Raw genomic sequence first — 13,686 nt, forward strand, 5'->3', positions numbered from 1 at the left:
TTATCTTACAGTTTTGTCATTTTTCTCATTAATGTATGATATTCTTCATCTTTTGCAAATTGGAACGTAACTGTTGTTCCTTCCCCTTCAGTTGATTGTACATACACTCCATGATGTAAATTACCGCAGATTTCCTTCGTAATATATAAACCCATACCTGTCGCTTCCCTTGTTTTACGGCCGTTTATTCCCGTAAAGAACGGATCAAATATACGCTTTACATCTTGCTCAGGAATACCAATTCCATTGTCCTTAATATGTAATAACACCTTTTGATCTTTCTCTTCAATTTGAAATTGAATTTCTTTTTTCTCTGCTTCTGAAATTTTTGTATACTTAATTGCATTCACAACAATTTGGCTCATCGCGATACTAAGCCACTTTCTATCAGACGCAATCATACAAGTCTCTTCTTCAAACATCATTTTCGGAAATACAGAAGATTGAATGAACGACTTCCGATTTTCATTAATAATATCTCGAATGACCTCTATAACATTTACTACTTCTACTTTATAGTCTTTCGAAAATTGATCTAACCTTGCCATATGTAACGCTAAATCTAACCCATTTAAAATACGGTTATTTTCTTCACGAATACTTTCAATCGTTCCCCTTGCTTCACGGTGCTCCTTACCATATTTCTGTAACAATAATTCAATAACGGATACTGGTGTTTTCATTTGATGGATCCACTGGTTCATAAAAATCATTTGCTGTTGCTCTTTTGCATGCTGCTTATGAACTTCATTCATATATTGCTGCCTTAATAGCGTAAACGCTTCAACAACCATTTCTTGCTCTGACGTATAAGAAGTATCGATAAGTAAAGAGTCATGTAATGTATGTCCACCGGCAATATACTGTTCTATCCTCTTTAAAAACACACTTCGTTTTCGGTAATCGTAAATAAGGTATACACTAAACACAACTGTCCCTAATAAAAGTCCGTATAACCATGTACTCCAGTCCAGCGCACGCTTTTCTAAAAGGCTTTGCAACTGCAATACGAGTCCAAATAAACAAAGGCTTATAATGTAAGAAAGGATTAAGGAACAACGTTCTATGAGGTAATTTTTAACCTTCATGCCCTTCGCCCCACTCAGTAAGAAGAGCATAACCGTACCCACGCTTTGTGACAATTGCATTTTTAATGCCTAACTCCTCAAGTTTCTTCCTTACACGCTTTACATTCACGGTTAATGTATTATCATCAACAAAAGCTACTTCATCCCATAAAGCCTCTAACAGCTCTTCACGTGTCACGTATTGATTTGCTTGTTTCATTAAACATTCTAATAAATAAAACTCATTTTTTGTAAGTTCCGTTTGTTGACCTTTCCACTCTACTGTGTGCTGTGATGGGAATAATAACAATCCATTAACACCTAAGCAGTCACTTTCCGCGGCCAAAGCATACTCACCATACCCGCGGCGGAGTGCACTTTTCACCTTTGCCATTACGATATCTAAATGGAATGGCTTTGTAATGTAATCATCTCCGCCATTTTCAATCGCCATTACTTGATCCATTTCCCCTGTTCTTGCAGAAACAAAAATAATCGGCGCATTCGATACAGTGCGGATTTGGCGGCACCAGTAGAAGCCATCAAAGTATGGTAAATTAATATCAAGTAACACAAGATGAGGACTTACTTTTACAAACTCATCTTTTATATGCCGTAAATCGCTCACTCTGAAAGATTGATATCCATACCTTTCTAAATGCTCCTCTAATATCTCTGCAATTTTTTCATCATCTTCTACAATTAATATTTTATACATATTCCTTTTCTCCCCATAAAATATTCTTCTAAAATCACTCCTTTTTCTATTATAAATTGAAACTTTAATCAATGGGGATTTTTTCCTATATCGACTTATGGTTCACCTATATGAATTGGGTTTTTACTGGACTCAAATAACGAAAAAAAAAGACCGCCATATTTCGGCAGTCTTAATCGATAAATTCAAATTGATATTCAAGAATTTTCACAATATCTCCGTCTGTTGCACCACGTGCACGAAGGGCTTCATCAATACCCATTCCACGCATTTGACGAGCAAATCGGCGTACAGATTCATCACGTGAGAAGTCTGTCATCTTGAATGTTTTCTCAATGTCATAACCAGAAATAACAAATGTGCCATCACTTTCGCGTGTAATTTCAAAATTAGATTCAGATTCAAATTTGTACATTACACTTGCTTCAGATTCTTCTACATCATCGTACATTGGGAATTCTGGTGTTGTTTCTAATAAGTTCGCTACTTCAAATAGTAAGTCACGAACACCTTGTTTCGTTACAGCTGAGATTGGGAAAATTTTCACTTCGTCTCCCAATTTCTCTTTAAATGCTTGTAAGTTTTCTTCTGCATCTGGCATATCCATTTTGTTTGCAACAACAACTTGTGGACGCTCAGTTAAACGCATATTGTATTCTTTTAGTTCATTATTGATTGTGACATAATCTTCATATGGCTCACGTCCTTCTAAACCAGACATATCGATAACGTGTACAATTACACGTGTACGTTCGATATGACGTAAGAATTGGTGTCCAAGTCCAACGCCGGAGTGTGCGCCTTCAATTAGTCCAGGAAGGTCAGCCATAACGAAGCTGCGGTTATCACCAGTTTCAACAACACCAAGATTCGGAACGATTGTTGTAAAGTGATATTCTGCAATTTTCGGACGTGCTGATGATACAACAGATAATAATGTAGATTTACCTACACTTGGGAATCCAACAAGTCCAACATCTGCTAGCACTTTAAGTTCTAGCGTGACATCACGTTCTTGACCTGGTTCCCCGTTCTCAGCGATTTCTGGCGCTGGGTTCGTCGCTGTTGCGAAACGTGAATTACCACGGCCACCACGGCCACCTCTTGCGATTACAGCTGTTTGTTCATGCGTTACTAAATCGGCAAGAATTTCACCTGTTTTTTCATCTTTCACTATTGTTCCTGGTGGAACCTTTACGATTAAATCTTCAGATTTACGACCGTGCTGACCTTTACTCATTCCGTGCTGACCGCGATCAGCTTTGAAATGACGTTGGTAGCGGAAGTCCATTAATGTACGTAAGCCTTCCTCAACAACAAAAACAACATCTGCACCTTTACCACCGTCGCCACCTGCTGGGCCACCTTTAGGTACATACTTCTCACGACGATACGCAACCATTCCGTTACCACCGTCGCCGCCTTTTACATATATCTTGACCTGATCTACAAACATTATTTCACCACACTTTTTTCGATTAGTTGTAATATAACTGAGACTTCTTCGTCTCGTACTGTATAAGAAATGGAATACCATTTATTGTTTTCGTTCGCAAGCCACGTTTGTAGTTCTTCTACATTCGTTAGCTTTCCACGAAAATCAAAAAAGAAACGAGCATTCTCCGCGTCACTTTCAATTGTGATACAAACATAATTTTCAACATATACGTCTAAACTATGCTGAAGCATTAAGAAAAACTGATTCGTCCATGTACATACAGTCTCATCTAGATGAGATAAGTTATGTAATTTCCCTAATACTTCGTACTCCAATAAGCACGGTTGCTGTTTCCAATTATATGTTAAAATCCACTCTGAAAATAAAGGCATTGATAGCCCCATCAGATTGGATTCTTGTCTCGCTTCTTGGACAAAACGATCGATGAGCCTATGAATCTCTTCCACTTTTCCAAGGGAAAGATTTCCTTTAACCATCTGCAAACGATTGAGCCAATCATGTCTCGAGTGGCTCAACGCATCTATAATTGTCCATTTTTCATTCATTTAGATACCCCTTAATATAGAAAAACTCTAACCTGCACTCAGGTTAGAGTTTTCCGTGAGTTCTTATGCTTCTTGAGCAACAGGATATACGCTCACTTGTTTGCGGTCACGACCAAGACGCTCAAAGCGTACTACGCCGTCAACTTTCGCGTATAAAGTGTCATCGCCACCACGACCAACGTTAACACCTGGATAAATTTTTGTACCGCGTTGACGGTAAAGAATTGAACCACCTGAAACCGTTTGACCATCTGCGCGTTTAGCACCAAGACGTTTTGACTGAGAGTCACGACCGTTCTTTGTACTACCTACACCTTTCTTAGATGCGAAAAACTGAAGATCTAATCTTAACATACGTTACACCTCCTGCACTTTTTCTATTAAACGGATATACTTTCCGTAATCAAGTTCAATCGTCTTAAGTGAAACAACCAATCCTTCTAAAAGTATTTGTGCTTTTTCTGCTGTATGAACGTCTAAATCATTAGGCAATTCATACGTCAAGAATCCGCCACCACTTCCGAGTTCAATAGTTGCCTGCACATTACAAAGTTCTTCCACTGCATTTATAGAACCAAACACAACCGCTGTAGTTCCAGCACAGACAAGATCTTGTCCATGTGGCGCATAATTGGCATGTCCAGTCATTTTAAATGATCGGATACTTCCTAGTTTCGTGCGACTTATCGTAATCTTAATCATCTTAACCAGAATTAAGCGTTGATAGCTTCAACTACTAGCTTAGTGTAAGGTTGACGATGACCTTGTTTCTTACGATTGTTCTTTTTCGCTTTGTATTTGAAAACGATGATTTTCTTAGCGCGACCTTGTTTTTCAACTTTCGCAGTAACTGTTGCACCCTCTACAACTGGGCTACCAACTTTCACGTTTTCGCCACCAACGAAAAGAACTTTGTCAAAAGTAACAGTTTCACCAGCTTCAACATCTAATTTTTCAATGTAGATTGCTTGACCAGCTTCAACTTTAATTTGTTTTCCACCTGTTTCGATAATTGCGTACATACTTGCACCTCCTCTTAATTACTAAGACTCGCCAAAAACGAGGTAGACATAAAATGTCTTTAGGGAACCTGTCTTGTGCGGTTGTAGCATATAGCAGTTTAGGTGCTATAAACTATAACATAAAAATATTACCATGACTCATTGACTATTGTCAATGAATGTTCTGCTAACTATTTTTTCCGTTCTACAATTTCTTTCTTACTTCCAAAACGGATAATAGCGTACTTTTCGATAATATCATCTTTGAAATAAATTTCAAATGGAATATTTTTTTGTAATTCTTTTTGTGAAAAATGTTTTTGTACTTTTTTTGAAGCACCAATCAATACAGCTTCATCCTCTATATTACCATAAGTAATAAGCTCTCTCTCTAGCTCATACGCAATTGTTTCATTAGATATAACGTAACCTGTCGCTTTACAAGGCGCACACTCTTCTAATAATACGTCACGTAACGAATGTTTCTTGCGCTTACGCGTCATCTCTAAAATACCTAACTCTGTAAACCCAAGCACTCTTGTATATGTGCGATCATCTTGTAAAGCTATCATTAAACGCTCTCTTACCTTCTCTTTATCTTCCCGTCTTTTCATATTAATAAAATCAATTAATATCATCCCGCCAATATCACGAAGTCTTAATTGACGAGCAATCTCTTCAGCAGCCATTTCATTTGTGCGAAATACGGTATCTTGTAAATTTTGTTTTCCAGTAAATTTACCTGTATTCACATCAATTACAGTCATCGTCTCCATTTGTTCTACAATTAGATAGGCACCATTTGGTAGCCACACAATTTTTTGAAGTGCTTTCTCGATTTCACGATCTATTCCAAAGTGGTTAAACATCGAAGATTTTTCATTATAAAAGGATACTCTTTCTTTCCCTACTTTTTCTTCTAATTCTTTTACTATACTTCTCGTATCTACAACTATTTTTTCAATTGTTTCAATTGGGTTCTCCTGAAATACACGATCTAAAAACGTCGCTGGTTGATGAAGTAGTAAGGGCGCCTTCCCTTGATCTTCTTTTCTTTTTAACTCTTCATATAACTGCTGCAACCCTTGCATTTCAGCTTGTATTTCATCGATCGTTCCTTTTTCAGAAGCAGAACGGAAAATGTATCCACCTGTTCCTTCTACTTCAATTCCCAGTAACTGTTGTCTTCTTTTATTATTTTTTATTTTCCGAGAAACAGCGCGCATGTCATCATAGGGCATGTAAACGACATATTTTCCGGTAACTTCTATCTTCGCCGTTAATTTTGGCCCCTTCGTATCAATTGCCTCTTTCACAACTTGTACAAGTATCGCCTGTCCTTCATGTATGCGATATGAAGATGGTACATCATCAAATGAAAGATATGCATGTTTTTCTAATCCGATATTTACAAAGGCTGCGTTCATTCCAGCAATTGTTCTTACGATACGCCCAACATAAATATGTCCGACAATCTCCTGCTCTTCATTCCGTTTCCATAAAAGCTCTACAATTTTTTGTTTCTCTTCTATCGCAACACGCTTTTCCGAACCAGTGTAGTTAATATATAACGTCTTCAAAATTCTTTCCTCACTTTTCATTTCTTTTCCTTACAATATAAAAGGTTAGTGTCGTCGTCAACACTAACCAATTAATTCTTCAACAGATGAGGTTGTTCGTTTTTCAGCAAAATACGCATACAACAATTCATTTTCGTCCAATGTGTAATGCTCTTTATATTTTCCATGGACGATAATAGAGTGTTTATATCCTCTGCGAAATTTTGTGAAAATCGTATATAAATGATCTTCCGTTTTCACCTCAATAGGTGCTATTTTTTCAATATCTCTTTTATTCCCATAATAACGCTCTAATAAAAAACGCATAAATGCGTACCGTCTTTGTTTCCATTCTTGATATAAAGAAATCGCTAGAAAAACGAGTAATACCCACATCATAATGTTATTACTATTCCAAAGTAACTGCCATCCTAATATTACACTAAAAAAAACACATGACAATTTCATCATCTTTTCATGTGCTTGTAAATAGGGAAAACGATATGATAATACATTAAATAATACTTTTCCACCATCAAGTGGCCAAATAGGCAATAAATTAAACCCTAAAATAATGACATTATTCCATACAAAGAAATGGTACAAATCGTCAGTTACCCAGCCCGCTTTATACAAAATGTAAGCGACCGCAATCATCCATATATGCTGAATTGGCCCCGCCATAACGACAATTAATTCTTCTTTTAAAGATTTATTCCCATGTTCTTCCATCTCAACTACGCCACCAAACGGCAAAAGCTGAATTTGTTTAATACGCCAATTATAATACGCTGCGGCAAAAGCATGCCCAAGTTCATGAACTAAAACGATACAAAATAGTAATAGTAACTCTTTAAAACGTGCTGTAAAAATACCAATGACAATAATAACCCAAAACAACGGATGCACAGAAATTTTCGTGAAAACATCCCTATATTTAATCAAATGAAATCACCTGAATTGGATCAATAAATTTTTCATTCTTTTTTATTGCAAAATAAAATTTGCCATTTTTATTATTTTCATCATTACTCACTATTCCAATTTTTTGTTTCTTTGAAACGTAATCATATAATTTTACTGACATATCATTTAAATTTGCATACCATGACTCCGTACCATCAGCGTGCTGAATTTGAACTGTATTTCCAAGTTCCTCTTTCTTGCCCGCAAAAACAACTATACCTTCATTTACTGACTCCACCGTTGCATTTGTAGCCGTTTGAACAAATACACCCTGGCCGTTTTTTTGAAATCCTTGCATCACCTTTCCAGAGGCAGGAATCGCATAATCCTTTTGCTGAATAGCCTCTTCTTTTTTCTCATTTGGAGAAAAGAACACGAGAGGTTTTCCAAACTGATTTTCATACCATTTCGATATAGTAGCAAATTGAAATTCTTCTTGCATAACTTTTTCTGTAACAGCTCTAGTACCATCAAAAGAAGAAGGTGCGTTCTTAAATAAAATAGCAACCGAAAGAACTAATATTGCTGATAGCAAAACTTTGAAGAGAAAAACTTCTTTTCGAAATAGAGGATGAATTTCCTTCTCCCCCTCTTCAATAAAGACCGTTTCGCTATCAAAATCTCCTCCCGCAAAATACTGCTCTTCTTCTAGCAATTCTTGCTCTGCTTTCCTTTTCGCAATCCGCTTTTTAATTTCTTCCACACGTCTATTCTTCATACTGTCTCCTTTCTTTCGTTAGCCTTATTCAAATAGAAACAGTTATATACAGTTTGTACATATGTATGAGTTATAGAAGGAAGATATTCATGCGAAGAAAAAAGAAAGCACTCCGCATTTATGCGAAGTGCTTTTAACGGATTCCAAAGAAATTTTTCATCTTTGTAAATACCGATACTTTTTCTTGTTCAAATGCTTGTAATGGTACATTCTCACCTAACAAGCGTCTTGCAATATTACGATAAGCTATTGCTGCTTTCCCGCTAGGTTGCAGCGCTACAGGTTCACCTGTATTCGTAGCACGAATAACTTCATCATCATCCTCGACAACGCCAAGAAGCTCGATTGACAGTGTACGTACAATTTCATCAACGTCTAACATATCCTGTTCATGAAGCATATGACTACGCACACGGTTAATTACAAGTTTCGGTGGTTCAATATCCTCTTTCTCTAAAAGCCCGATAATACGATCCGCATCACGCATTGAGGATACTTCTGGTGTTGTTACAACGATTGCTTTATCCGCACCTGCTACTGCATTTTTAAACCCCTGCTCAATCCCCGCAGGACAATCAATTAATATGTAATCATAATCTTGACGTAATACTTGTATTAATTCATCCATTTGTTCAGGTGTTACCGCCGATTTATCGCTCGTTTGTGCTGCAGGTAATAAATAAAGATCATCAAAACGCTTATCTTTAATAAGAGCCTGAGGTAAACGACAACGCCCTTCAACGACATCAACAAGATCAAATACAATACGATTTTCTAGCCCCATTACTACGTCTAAATTGCGTAAACCGATATCTGTATCAATTAAACACACTTTTTTTCCAGATAACGCAAGGGCTGTACCAATGTTCGCAGACGTTGTAGTTTTACCTACTCCGCCTTTTCCAGATGTAATTACTATTGCCTCTCCCACAGCTATACAATTCCCCTTTCTAACTTTGTTAAATTAGGTCTAAGATGAGTGAGAAGTTGCAGGCGATCGACAACAATGTGATTATTCTCATTAATGTACGCACATTCTGCCGCCTCTGCTCCGTCTTCTTTCTCTTCCGGAGCCCGCATTGTCACATCACTAATTCGGAGTTGCATAGGGTTCATAATAGATGCAGCAATAACAGCTTCTGAATCTCCATCATACCCCGCATGTGCAATTCCTCTTAATGATCCCAAGACAAAAATATTCCCCCCAGCGATAACCGTTCCGCCTGGATTAACATCTCCAATTAATAATAAATTGCCTTTTACATGTAACACTTGTCCAGAGCGAACAATTTTGGAAATAGGGACAATTTCTGTTTCTTCTTTCCAAGCTATTGCTTCTGCTTTTGTTATAACATCACTTTCGATTGATTCTACAACAAGGTTCTTCTTATTGCGAATTAACGTACGAATCTCTTCTTGTTGTACTTCTGTTAAATAGCGATTTCCTACTTTAACACGCACTTCAATTAAAGAACGTCCGTCACTCTCATAGTAATGTGTAGAAAGCTTTTCATCCAATTCTTTTAGTAGCTCAGAGAATGAACAGCAATCATCTAAATGAAGTGTTATTCCATCTTTTGTCCCTTTTATCGTTACATTTTGTTGCTTTTTTTCTTCCACTAAAGTTCACCCCACCGATTCAATTCGACATAAAATTAGAAAATCCTTTTTTCTTTTTCTTCTATCGCTTTTGAAAGACGCACTAAATATCGTCTCAGTGGGAAACAAACTATTAATAAGAAAATTCCATTTAGCAATAAAGTAGCAAGGAGACGATCTGTGAAAAAGACAGATGCTGACATGTGAGTACGTCCTAACAAAGTTAAAAACCCATACACATAATACTCTAATGCTGCAATGCCAGCCAGTACGATAGAAGCGACAATAAATAAATTCAATTGTAATACTTTCATCACACTATAAACTAAATAAGCTAAAATCGGATAAGCAAATATATATATACCGACAAGTTCCGTGTATACGGTATCAAATAAGAAACCAAATAATAGTCCGTAGTAAATCCCTTGAACCGGACTATAGTACACTGTAATAAAACATAACACAATTATAAAGAAATGCGGTGCTGCTATACTGCCTTTCCAAAAGACGTCTGTTGGAACAACAGTAGAGAACATATTTTCAAATAAAAAAACAAAAAGGAGCAAAAGAGGAAGAGCTGCTCTTTTTAAAATCGTCATCATCTCTTCTCTCCCTCCTATTCTAACGGCGCTGTAGGCATATCACGTTTTGCAACTATAATATGCTCTACATCATTCAAATCAGCGGATGGTTTTACATAAGCCGTTTTTGTTAAACCGTATGGATCTGGCTGAACATCAACAATTTTCCCAATCGCAAGACCTTTAGGGAAGATATCACCAAGTCCAGATGTTACAACTAGTTGATCTTTTTGTACCTCTGCATCAGAGCTAATCTTTGTGAAAAGAAGTAGTTGTTTTTCTTTATCGTAACCTTCAATTAATCCAAAGATATTTTCTTGTCCTTGTACAATAGCAGAAACACGGTTTGTTCGGCTCATCGAACTTAACAACTCTACTGACGATGTAAACTGAGATACACTTTTTACGCGTCCAACTAAACCTTTCGGAGTTACAACAGCCATATCTTTTTTGATCCCTTGCTGTGCTCCTTTATCAATTCCAACTAAATCGTACCATTTATCGGGATTACGAGAAACCACACTAGCTTGTACTTCCGTATAATCACCACGGGACTTTTCTTTACCAGTTAATTCTCGTAGTTTTTTATTCTCATCGTCTAAATTTTTCACTACGGCAGATAAATCTGCGGTAGAATCTAATTTTGCTTTCAGCTTTTTATTCTCTTCATACGTGCGCTTTACATCTTCTACATTCTCGAAGAATCCGGCAACATAATTCGCTGGCTTTTGGAATACACGTTCTACAACACCGACAGTATCTTTTATAAACTGCTCTGGCCATGATAAACTGTTCCGTTCTTTCAATGAGATTCCAATCAATGCCACGAGAAGAATAATACTAACTAACAAAACAATTAATCTTTTGTTTAAGAAAAACTGTGGCACGTTCACACCCTCTTAATTTCATTGATTTTTATTTTGCAATATTATCGAGCAGCAGTTTTGAAAAGGTCGATATTGTCTAATGCTTTACCCGTTCCAATTGCTACGCAATCTAATGGATCCTCTGCAACAAGAACTGGCATATTTGTTTCTTCACTAATAACTTTATCTAAGTTACGTAGTAATGCCCCGCCACCCGTTAATACGATACCGCGGTCCATAATATCCGCTGCTAATTCAGGTGGAGTTTTTTCTAACGTATTTTTAACTGATTCTACAATTGCATCTACTGTATCTTTTAATGCATCTGCAATTTCTTCTGGTTGAATTAGTACTGTTTTCGGTAAACCACTTACTAAATCACGACCGCGAATTTCCATAGGCTCAATACCTTCTGGCTCGCCTGCAGAACCGATTTCTAATTTTAGTGCTTCTGCTGTTCTTTCACCAATCATTAAGTTGTAGCTTTTCTTAATGTACTGAATGATTGAATCGTCCATATCATCACCAGCAACACGAACTGATTGACTTGTTACAATACCACCTAAAGAAATAATTGCAACTTCTGTTGTACCACCACCGATATCAACAACCATACTACCAGTCGGCTCCCAAACAGGTAAGTTTGCACCAATTGCTGCTGCAAATGGCTCTTCGATTGGATAAGCATCACGAGCACCAGCTTGACGAGTCGCATCGATTACTGCACGTCTTTCTACAGCTGTAATACCAGATGGTACACATACCATTACGTATGGTTTACGTGAGAAGAATCCATTTGATTTTTGAGCTTGTTGAATGTAGTATTTCATCATTATTGCTGTTGTTTCGTAATCAGCAATTACACCATCTTTCATAGGGCGAAGTGCCACTACGTTTCCTGGTGTACGACCAATCATTTGTTTTGCATCGCTACCTACCGCAACGATTTGTTTCGTATCAGTTTGTAATGCTACTACTGAAGGTTCACGTAAAACTACACCTTTCCCTTTCACATATACAAGCGTATTCGCTGTTCCTAAGTCTATTCCAAGATCGCGAGTAAATCCACCAAATCCAAACATATCATTTATCTTCCCTTCTTATTTTCACGGACTCATTTTTCTTACTTTATATTTATAAAAACAGTACGTTTTTTTATATCTGCATCCTTTTTGTAGATAATTTTCTACAAAAAACTCATAAATCACATTATAAAACAAAATAAGTAAAAAGAATAGTCTTAAATATGACCTTTTTCCTTTAAACTCACGAATTTATGGTCACCTATTATGATATGATCAAGTACTTCAATTCCGATAATTCGACCACATTCTACTAATCGTTTTGTAACTTCAATATCTTCACGGCTCGGCGCCGGATCTCCTGAGGGATGGTTATGAAGACATATAATAGAGGCTGCTGCCCGACGGAACGCTTCTTTAAAAACTTCCCTTGGGTGCACAATCGACGTATTTAAACTTCCAATAAAAATAGTTTGCCTATGTATAACTTGATTTTTCGTATTCAAATATAAACAAACAAAATGCTCCTGTTGCAAAAAACGCATCTCTTCCATCATATAACTCGCACAATCTTCTGGACTTCGAATACTATATCTATTTTGATATTCTAAACGTACCATTCTTCTACCTAATTCAAAAGCAGCCATAAGCTGCGACGCCTTTGCAATCCCAACACCATGAATGCTCATCATCTCTTCTAACGTTGCATCCTTTAACATTCGTAAGCCGTCAAAATGATGGAGAATATTATCTGATAACGTTAACACCGTTTCTTCTTTAGAACCCGTTCTGAGTAAAACTGCAAGAAGTTCTCGATTCGATAAACTTCCTGCTCCTTCTAACAATAAACGCTCCCGTGGCTGTTCTTCTCTCACAACATCACGAATACCGTTCATCTCTCCACCCCTTTTTTTTACGATTTCTCCTAAAGAAAACCCCATGCAATTTTACGCATGGGTTACATCGCTATCAAACTGTTTTAATTCACGGACAAGACGCGCAATTGGCAAGCCAACTACACTGTAGTAGTCCCCTTGAATATGTTGAACAAAAATAGACCCTTTACCTTGAATTCCATAGCTCCCTGCTTTATCAAGTGGTTCCTTCGATGCAACGTATACGTCTATTTCCTCTTCTGTTAATCCCCAAAATGTTACTTCTGTACGTTCATAAAAAGTTACCGTTTTTTCTTTCGATATAATTGCAACACCTGTGTATACTTCGTGTGTTTTCCCCGATAATAATCGTAACATTTCTTTCGCCTCAGCCTCATTAGACGGCTTTCCAAGAATACGCGAATCATATGTAACAATTGTATCTGCACCTAGTACAACGTGATTACTATGGTTTTCTGCCACAGCAGATGCTTTTTGCAAAGCAAGCGACATAACAATATCAGAAGGTGATGAATATGCACCAATCGTCTCTTCTACTTCACTAACAACGATTTCAAATGGCACATCTGCTAATTCAAGCAGTTCCTTCCTCCTAGGTGACCCTGAAGCTAAAATAATTTTCCTCATATTTTCTCCTTCCCTTCTCACATGAAGCAGAATAATTCAAATCAATCGTATCAAAGGAATAG

Annotated in this window: 17 protein-coding genes and 1 other annotated feature; all 17 genes read right to left on the reverse strand. The window is 37.1% G+C overall.

The window, feature by feature from the left end; translation table 11 throughout:
- Window positions 1-5 precede the first annotated feature (5 nt).
- Window positions 6-1,088, reverse strand: coding sequence for a HAMP domain-containing histidine kinase (locus MKX37_RS21700; protein ID WP_078203631.1), 1,083 nt, complete (start codon window positions 1,086-1,088; stop codon window positions 6-8).
- Window positions 1,078-1,785, reverse strand: a complete 708-nt coding sequence (locus MKX37_RS21705; protein WP_002034150.1) for a response regulator transcription factor — start codon at window positions 1,783-1,785, stop codon at window positions 1,078-1,080. Before MKX37_RS21705 ends, MKX37_RS21700 begins: the two co-directional genes overlap by 11 nt.
- 172 nt (window positions 1,786-1,957) lie before the next feature.
- Window positions 1,958-3,241 carry a GTPase ObgE gene (gene obgE / locus MKX37_RS21710; RefSeq protein ID WP_002015378.1) on the reverse strand — a complete coding sequence of 428 codons (1,284 nt, stop codon included), beginning with the start codon at window positions 3,239-3,241 and terminating at the stop codon, window positions 1,958-1,960.
- A complete protein-coding gene (locus MKX37_RS21715) occupies window positions 3,241-3,789 on the reverse strand; it encodes a sporulation initiation phosphotransferase B (protein ID WP_002015377.1) in 549 nt (182 codons plus the stop codon). Before MKX37_RS21715 ends, obgE begins: the two co-directional genes overlap by 1 nt.
- 63 nt (window positions 3,790-3,852) lie before the next feature.
- A complete protein-coding gene (rpmA, locus tag MKX37_RS21720) occupies window positions 3,853-4,143 on the reverse strand; it encodes a 50S ribosomal protein L27 (protein ID WP_000944957.1) in 291 nt (96 codons plus the stop codon).
- 3 nt (window positions 4,144-4,146) lie between these two features.
- The gene (locus tag MKX37_RS21725) at window positions 4,147-4,491 is read right to left on the reverse strand and encodes a ribosomal-processing cysteine protease Prp (protein ID WP_002184913.1); all 345 of its coding nucleotides are present in this window, start codon (window positions 4,489-4,491) and stop codon (window positions 4,147-4,149) included.
- Between the two features lie 11 nt (window positions 4,492-4,502).
- On the reverse strand, window positions 4,503-4,811 hold the full coding sequence (rplU, locus tag MKX37_RS21730) for a 50S ribosomal protein L21 (protein ID WP_000270907.1): 309 nt from the start codon (window positions 4,809-4,811) through the stop codon (window positions 4,503-4,505).
- A gap of 14 nt (window positions 4,812-4,825) precedes the next feature.
- Window positions 4,826-4,904, reverse strand: a sequence feature (ribosomal protein L21 leader region).
- A gap of 77 nt (window positions 4,905-4,981) precedes the next feature.
- Window positions 4,982-6,391 carry an Rne/Rng family ribonuclease gene (locus MKX37_RS21735; RefSeq protein ID WP_002015376.1) on the reverse strand — a complete coding sequence of 470 codons (1,410 nt, stop codon included), beginning with the start codon at window positions 6,389-6,391 and terminating at the stop codon, window positions 4,982-4,984.
- Between the two features lie 42 nt (window positions 6,392-6,433).
- Entirely contained in the window at window positions 6,434-7,294 is an 861-nt protein-coding gene (locus MKX37_RS21740; protein ID WP_002088816.1) for a M50 family metallopeptidase, read from the reverse strand.
- Window positions 7,287-8,033 carry a M23 family metallopeptidase gene (locus MKX37_RS21745; RefSeq protein ID WP_002034147.1) on the reverse strand — a complete coding sequence of 249 codons (747 nt, stop codon included), beginning with the start codon at window positions 8,031-8,033 and terminating at the stop codon, window positions 7,287-7,289. The genes MKX37_RS21740 and MKX37_RS21745 overlap by 8 nt, the downstream gene beginning before the upstream one ends.
- A gap of 133 nt (window positions 8,034-8,166) precedes the next feature.
- Entirely contained in the window at window positions 8,167-8,964 is a 798-nt protein-coding gene (gene minD, locus MKX37_RS21750; protein ID WP_000503308.1) for a septum site-determining protein MinD, read from the reverse strand.
- Window positions 8,965-8,966: 2 nt separating this feature from the next.
- Window positions 8,967-9,653: a septum site-determining protein MinC gene (gene minC / locus MKX37_RS21755; RefSeq protein WP_002015372.1), complete on the reverse strand. Its 687-nt coding sequence runs from the start codon at window positions 9,651-9,653 to the stop codon at window positions 8,967-8,969.
- Window positions 9,654-9,688: 35 nt separating this feature from the next.
- Window positions 9,689-10,234: a rod shape-determining protein MreD gene (gene mreD / locus MKX37_RS21760; RefSeq protein ID WP_002015371.1), complete on the reverse strand. Its 546-nt coding sequence runs from the start codon at window positions 10,232-10,234 to the stop codon at window positions 9,689-9,691.
- A 14-nt stretch (window positions 10,235-10,248) separates the two neighbouring features.
- Window positions 10,249-11,100, reverse strand: a complete 852-nt coding sequence (mreC, locus tag MKX37_RS21765; RefSeq protein ID WP_002129256.1) for a rod shape-determining protein MreC — start codon at window positions 11,098-11,100, stop codon at window positions 10,249-10,251.
- 41 nt (window positions 11,101-11,141) lie between these two features.
- Window positions 11,142-12,161 (reverse strand): cell shape-determining protein MreB, encoded by a 1,020-nt coding sequence (gene mreB / locus MKX37_RS21770; protein ID WP_002015369.1) that lies wholly within the window; start codon window positions 12,159-12,161, stop codon window positions 11,142-11,144.
- A 158-nt stretch (window positions 12,162-12,319) separates the two neighbouring features.
- Window positions 12,320-12,997, reverse strand: a complete 678-nt coding sequence (gene radC / locus MKX37_RS21775; protein ID WP_002015368.1) for a DNA repair protein RadC — start codon at window positions 12,995-12,997, stop codon at window positions 12,320-12,322.
- A 51-nt stretch (window positions 12,998-13,048) separates the two neighbouring features.
- The gene (locus MKX37_RS21780; RefSeq protein WP_002129258.1) at window positions 13,049-13,624 is read right to left on the reverse strand and encodes a Maf family protein; all 576 of its coding nucleotides are present in this window, start codon (window positions 13,622-13,624) and stop codon (window positions 13,049-13,051) included.
- Window positions 13,625-13,686: the final 62 nt, after the last annotated feature.

It is taken from the genome of Bacillus sp. FSL R5-0709 (assembly GCF_038004785.1).
GTDB lineage: Bacteria > Bacillota > Bacilli > Bacillales > Bacillaceae_G > Bacillus_A > Bacillus_A mycoides.

Coding starts and splice junctions, on each gene's coding strand:
- MKX37_RS21700 (WP_078203631.1), bottom strand. CDS start 1,088: ATGAAGGTTAAAAATTACCTCATAGAACGTTGTTCCTTAATCCTTTCT.
- MKX37_RS21705 (WP_002034150.1), bottom strand. CDS start 1,785: ATGTATAAAATATTAATTGTAGAAGATGATGAAAAAATTGCAGAGATA.
- obgE (WP_002015378.1), bottom strand. CDS start 3,241: ATGTTTGTAGATCAGGTCAAGATATATGTAAAAGGCGGCGACGGTGGT.
- MKX37_RS21715 (WP_002015377.1), bottom strand. CDS start 3,789: ATGAATGAAAAATGGACAATTATAGATGCGTTGAGCCACTCGAGACAT.
- rpmA (WP_000944957.1), bottom strand. CDS start 4,143: ATGTTAAGATTAGATCTTCAGTTTTTCGCATCTAAGAAAGGTGTAGGT.
- MKX37_RS21725 (WP_002184913.1), bottom strand. CDS start 4,491: ATGATTAAGATTACGATAAGTCGCACGAAACTAGGAAGTATCCGATCA.
- rplU (WP_000270907.1), bottom strand. CDS start 4,811: ATGTACGCAATTATCGAAACAGGTGGAAAACAAATTAAAGTTGAAGCT.
- MKX37_RS21735 (WP_002015376.1), bottom strand. CDS start 6,391: ATGAAAAGTGAGGAAAGAATTTTGAAGACGTTATATATTAACTACACT.
- MKX37_RS21745 (WP_002034147.1), bottom strand. CDS start 8,033: ATGAAGAATAGACGTGTGGAAGAAATTAAAAAGCGGATTGCGAAAAGG.
- mreD (WP_002015371.1), bottom strand. CDS start 10,234: ATGATGACGATTTTAAAAAGAGCAGCTCTTCCTCTTTTGCTCCTTTTT.
- mreB (WP_002015369.1), bottom strand. CDS start 12,161: ATGTTTGGATTTGGTGGATTTACTCGCGATCTTGGAATAGACTTAGGA.
- radC (WP_002015368.1), bottom strand. CDS start 12,997: ATGAACGGTATTCGTGATGTTGTGAGAGAAGAACAGCCACGGGAGCGT.
- MKX37_RS21780 (WP_002129258.1), bottom strand. CDS start 13,624: ATGAGGAAAATTATTTTAGCTTCAGGGTCACCTAGGAGGAAGGAACTG.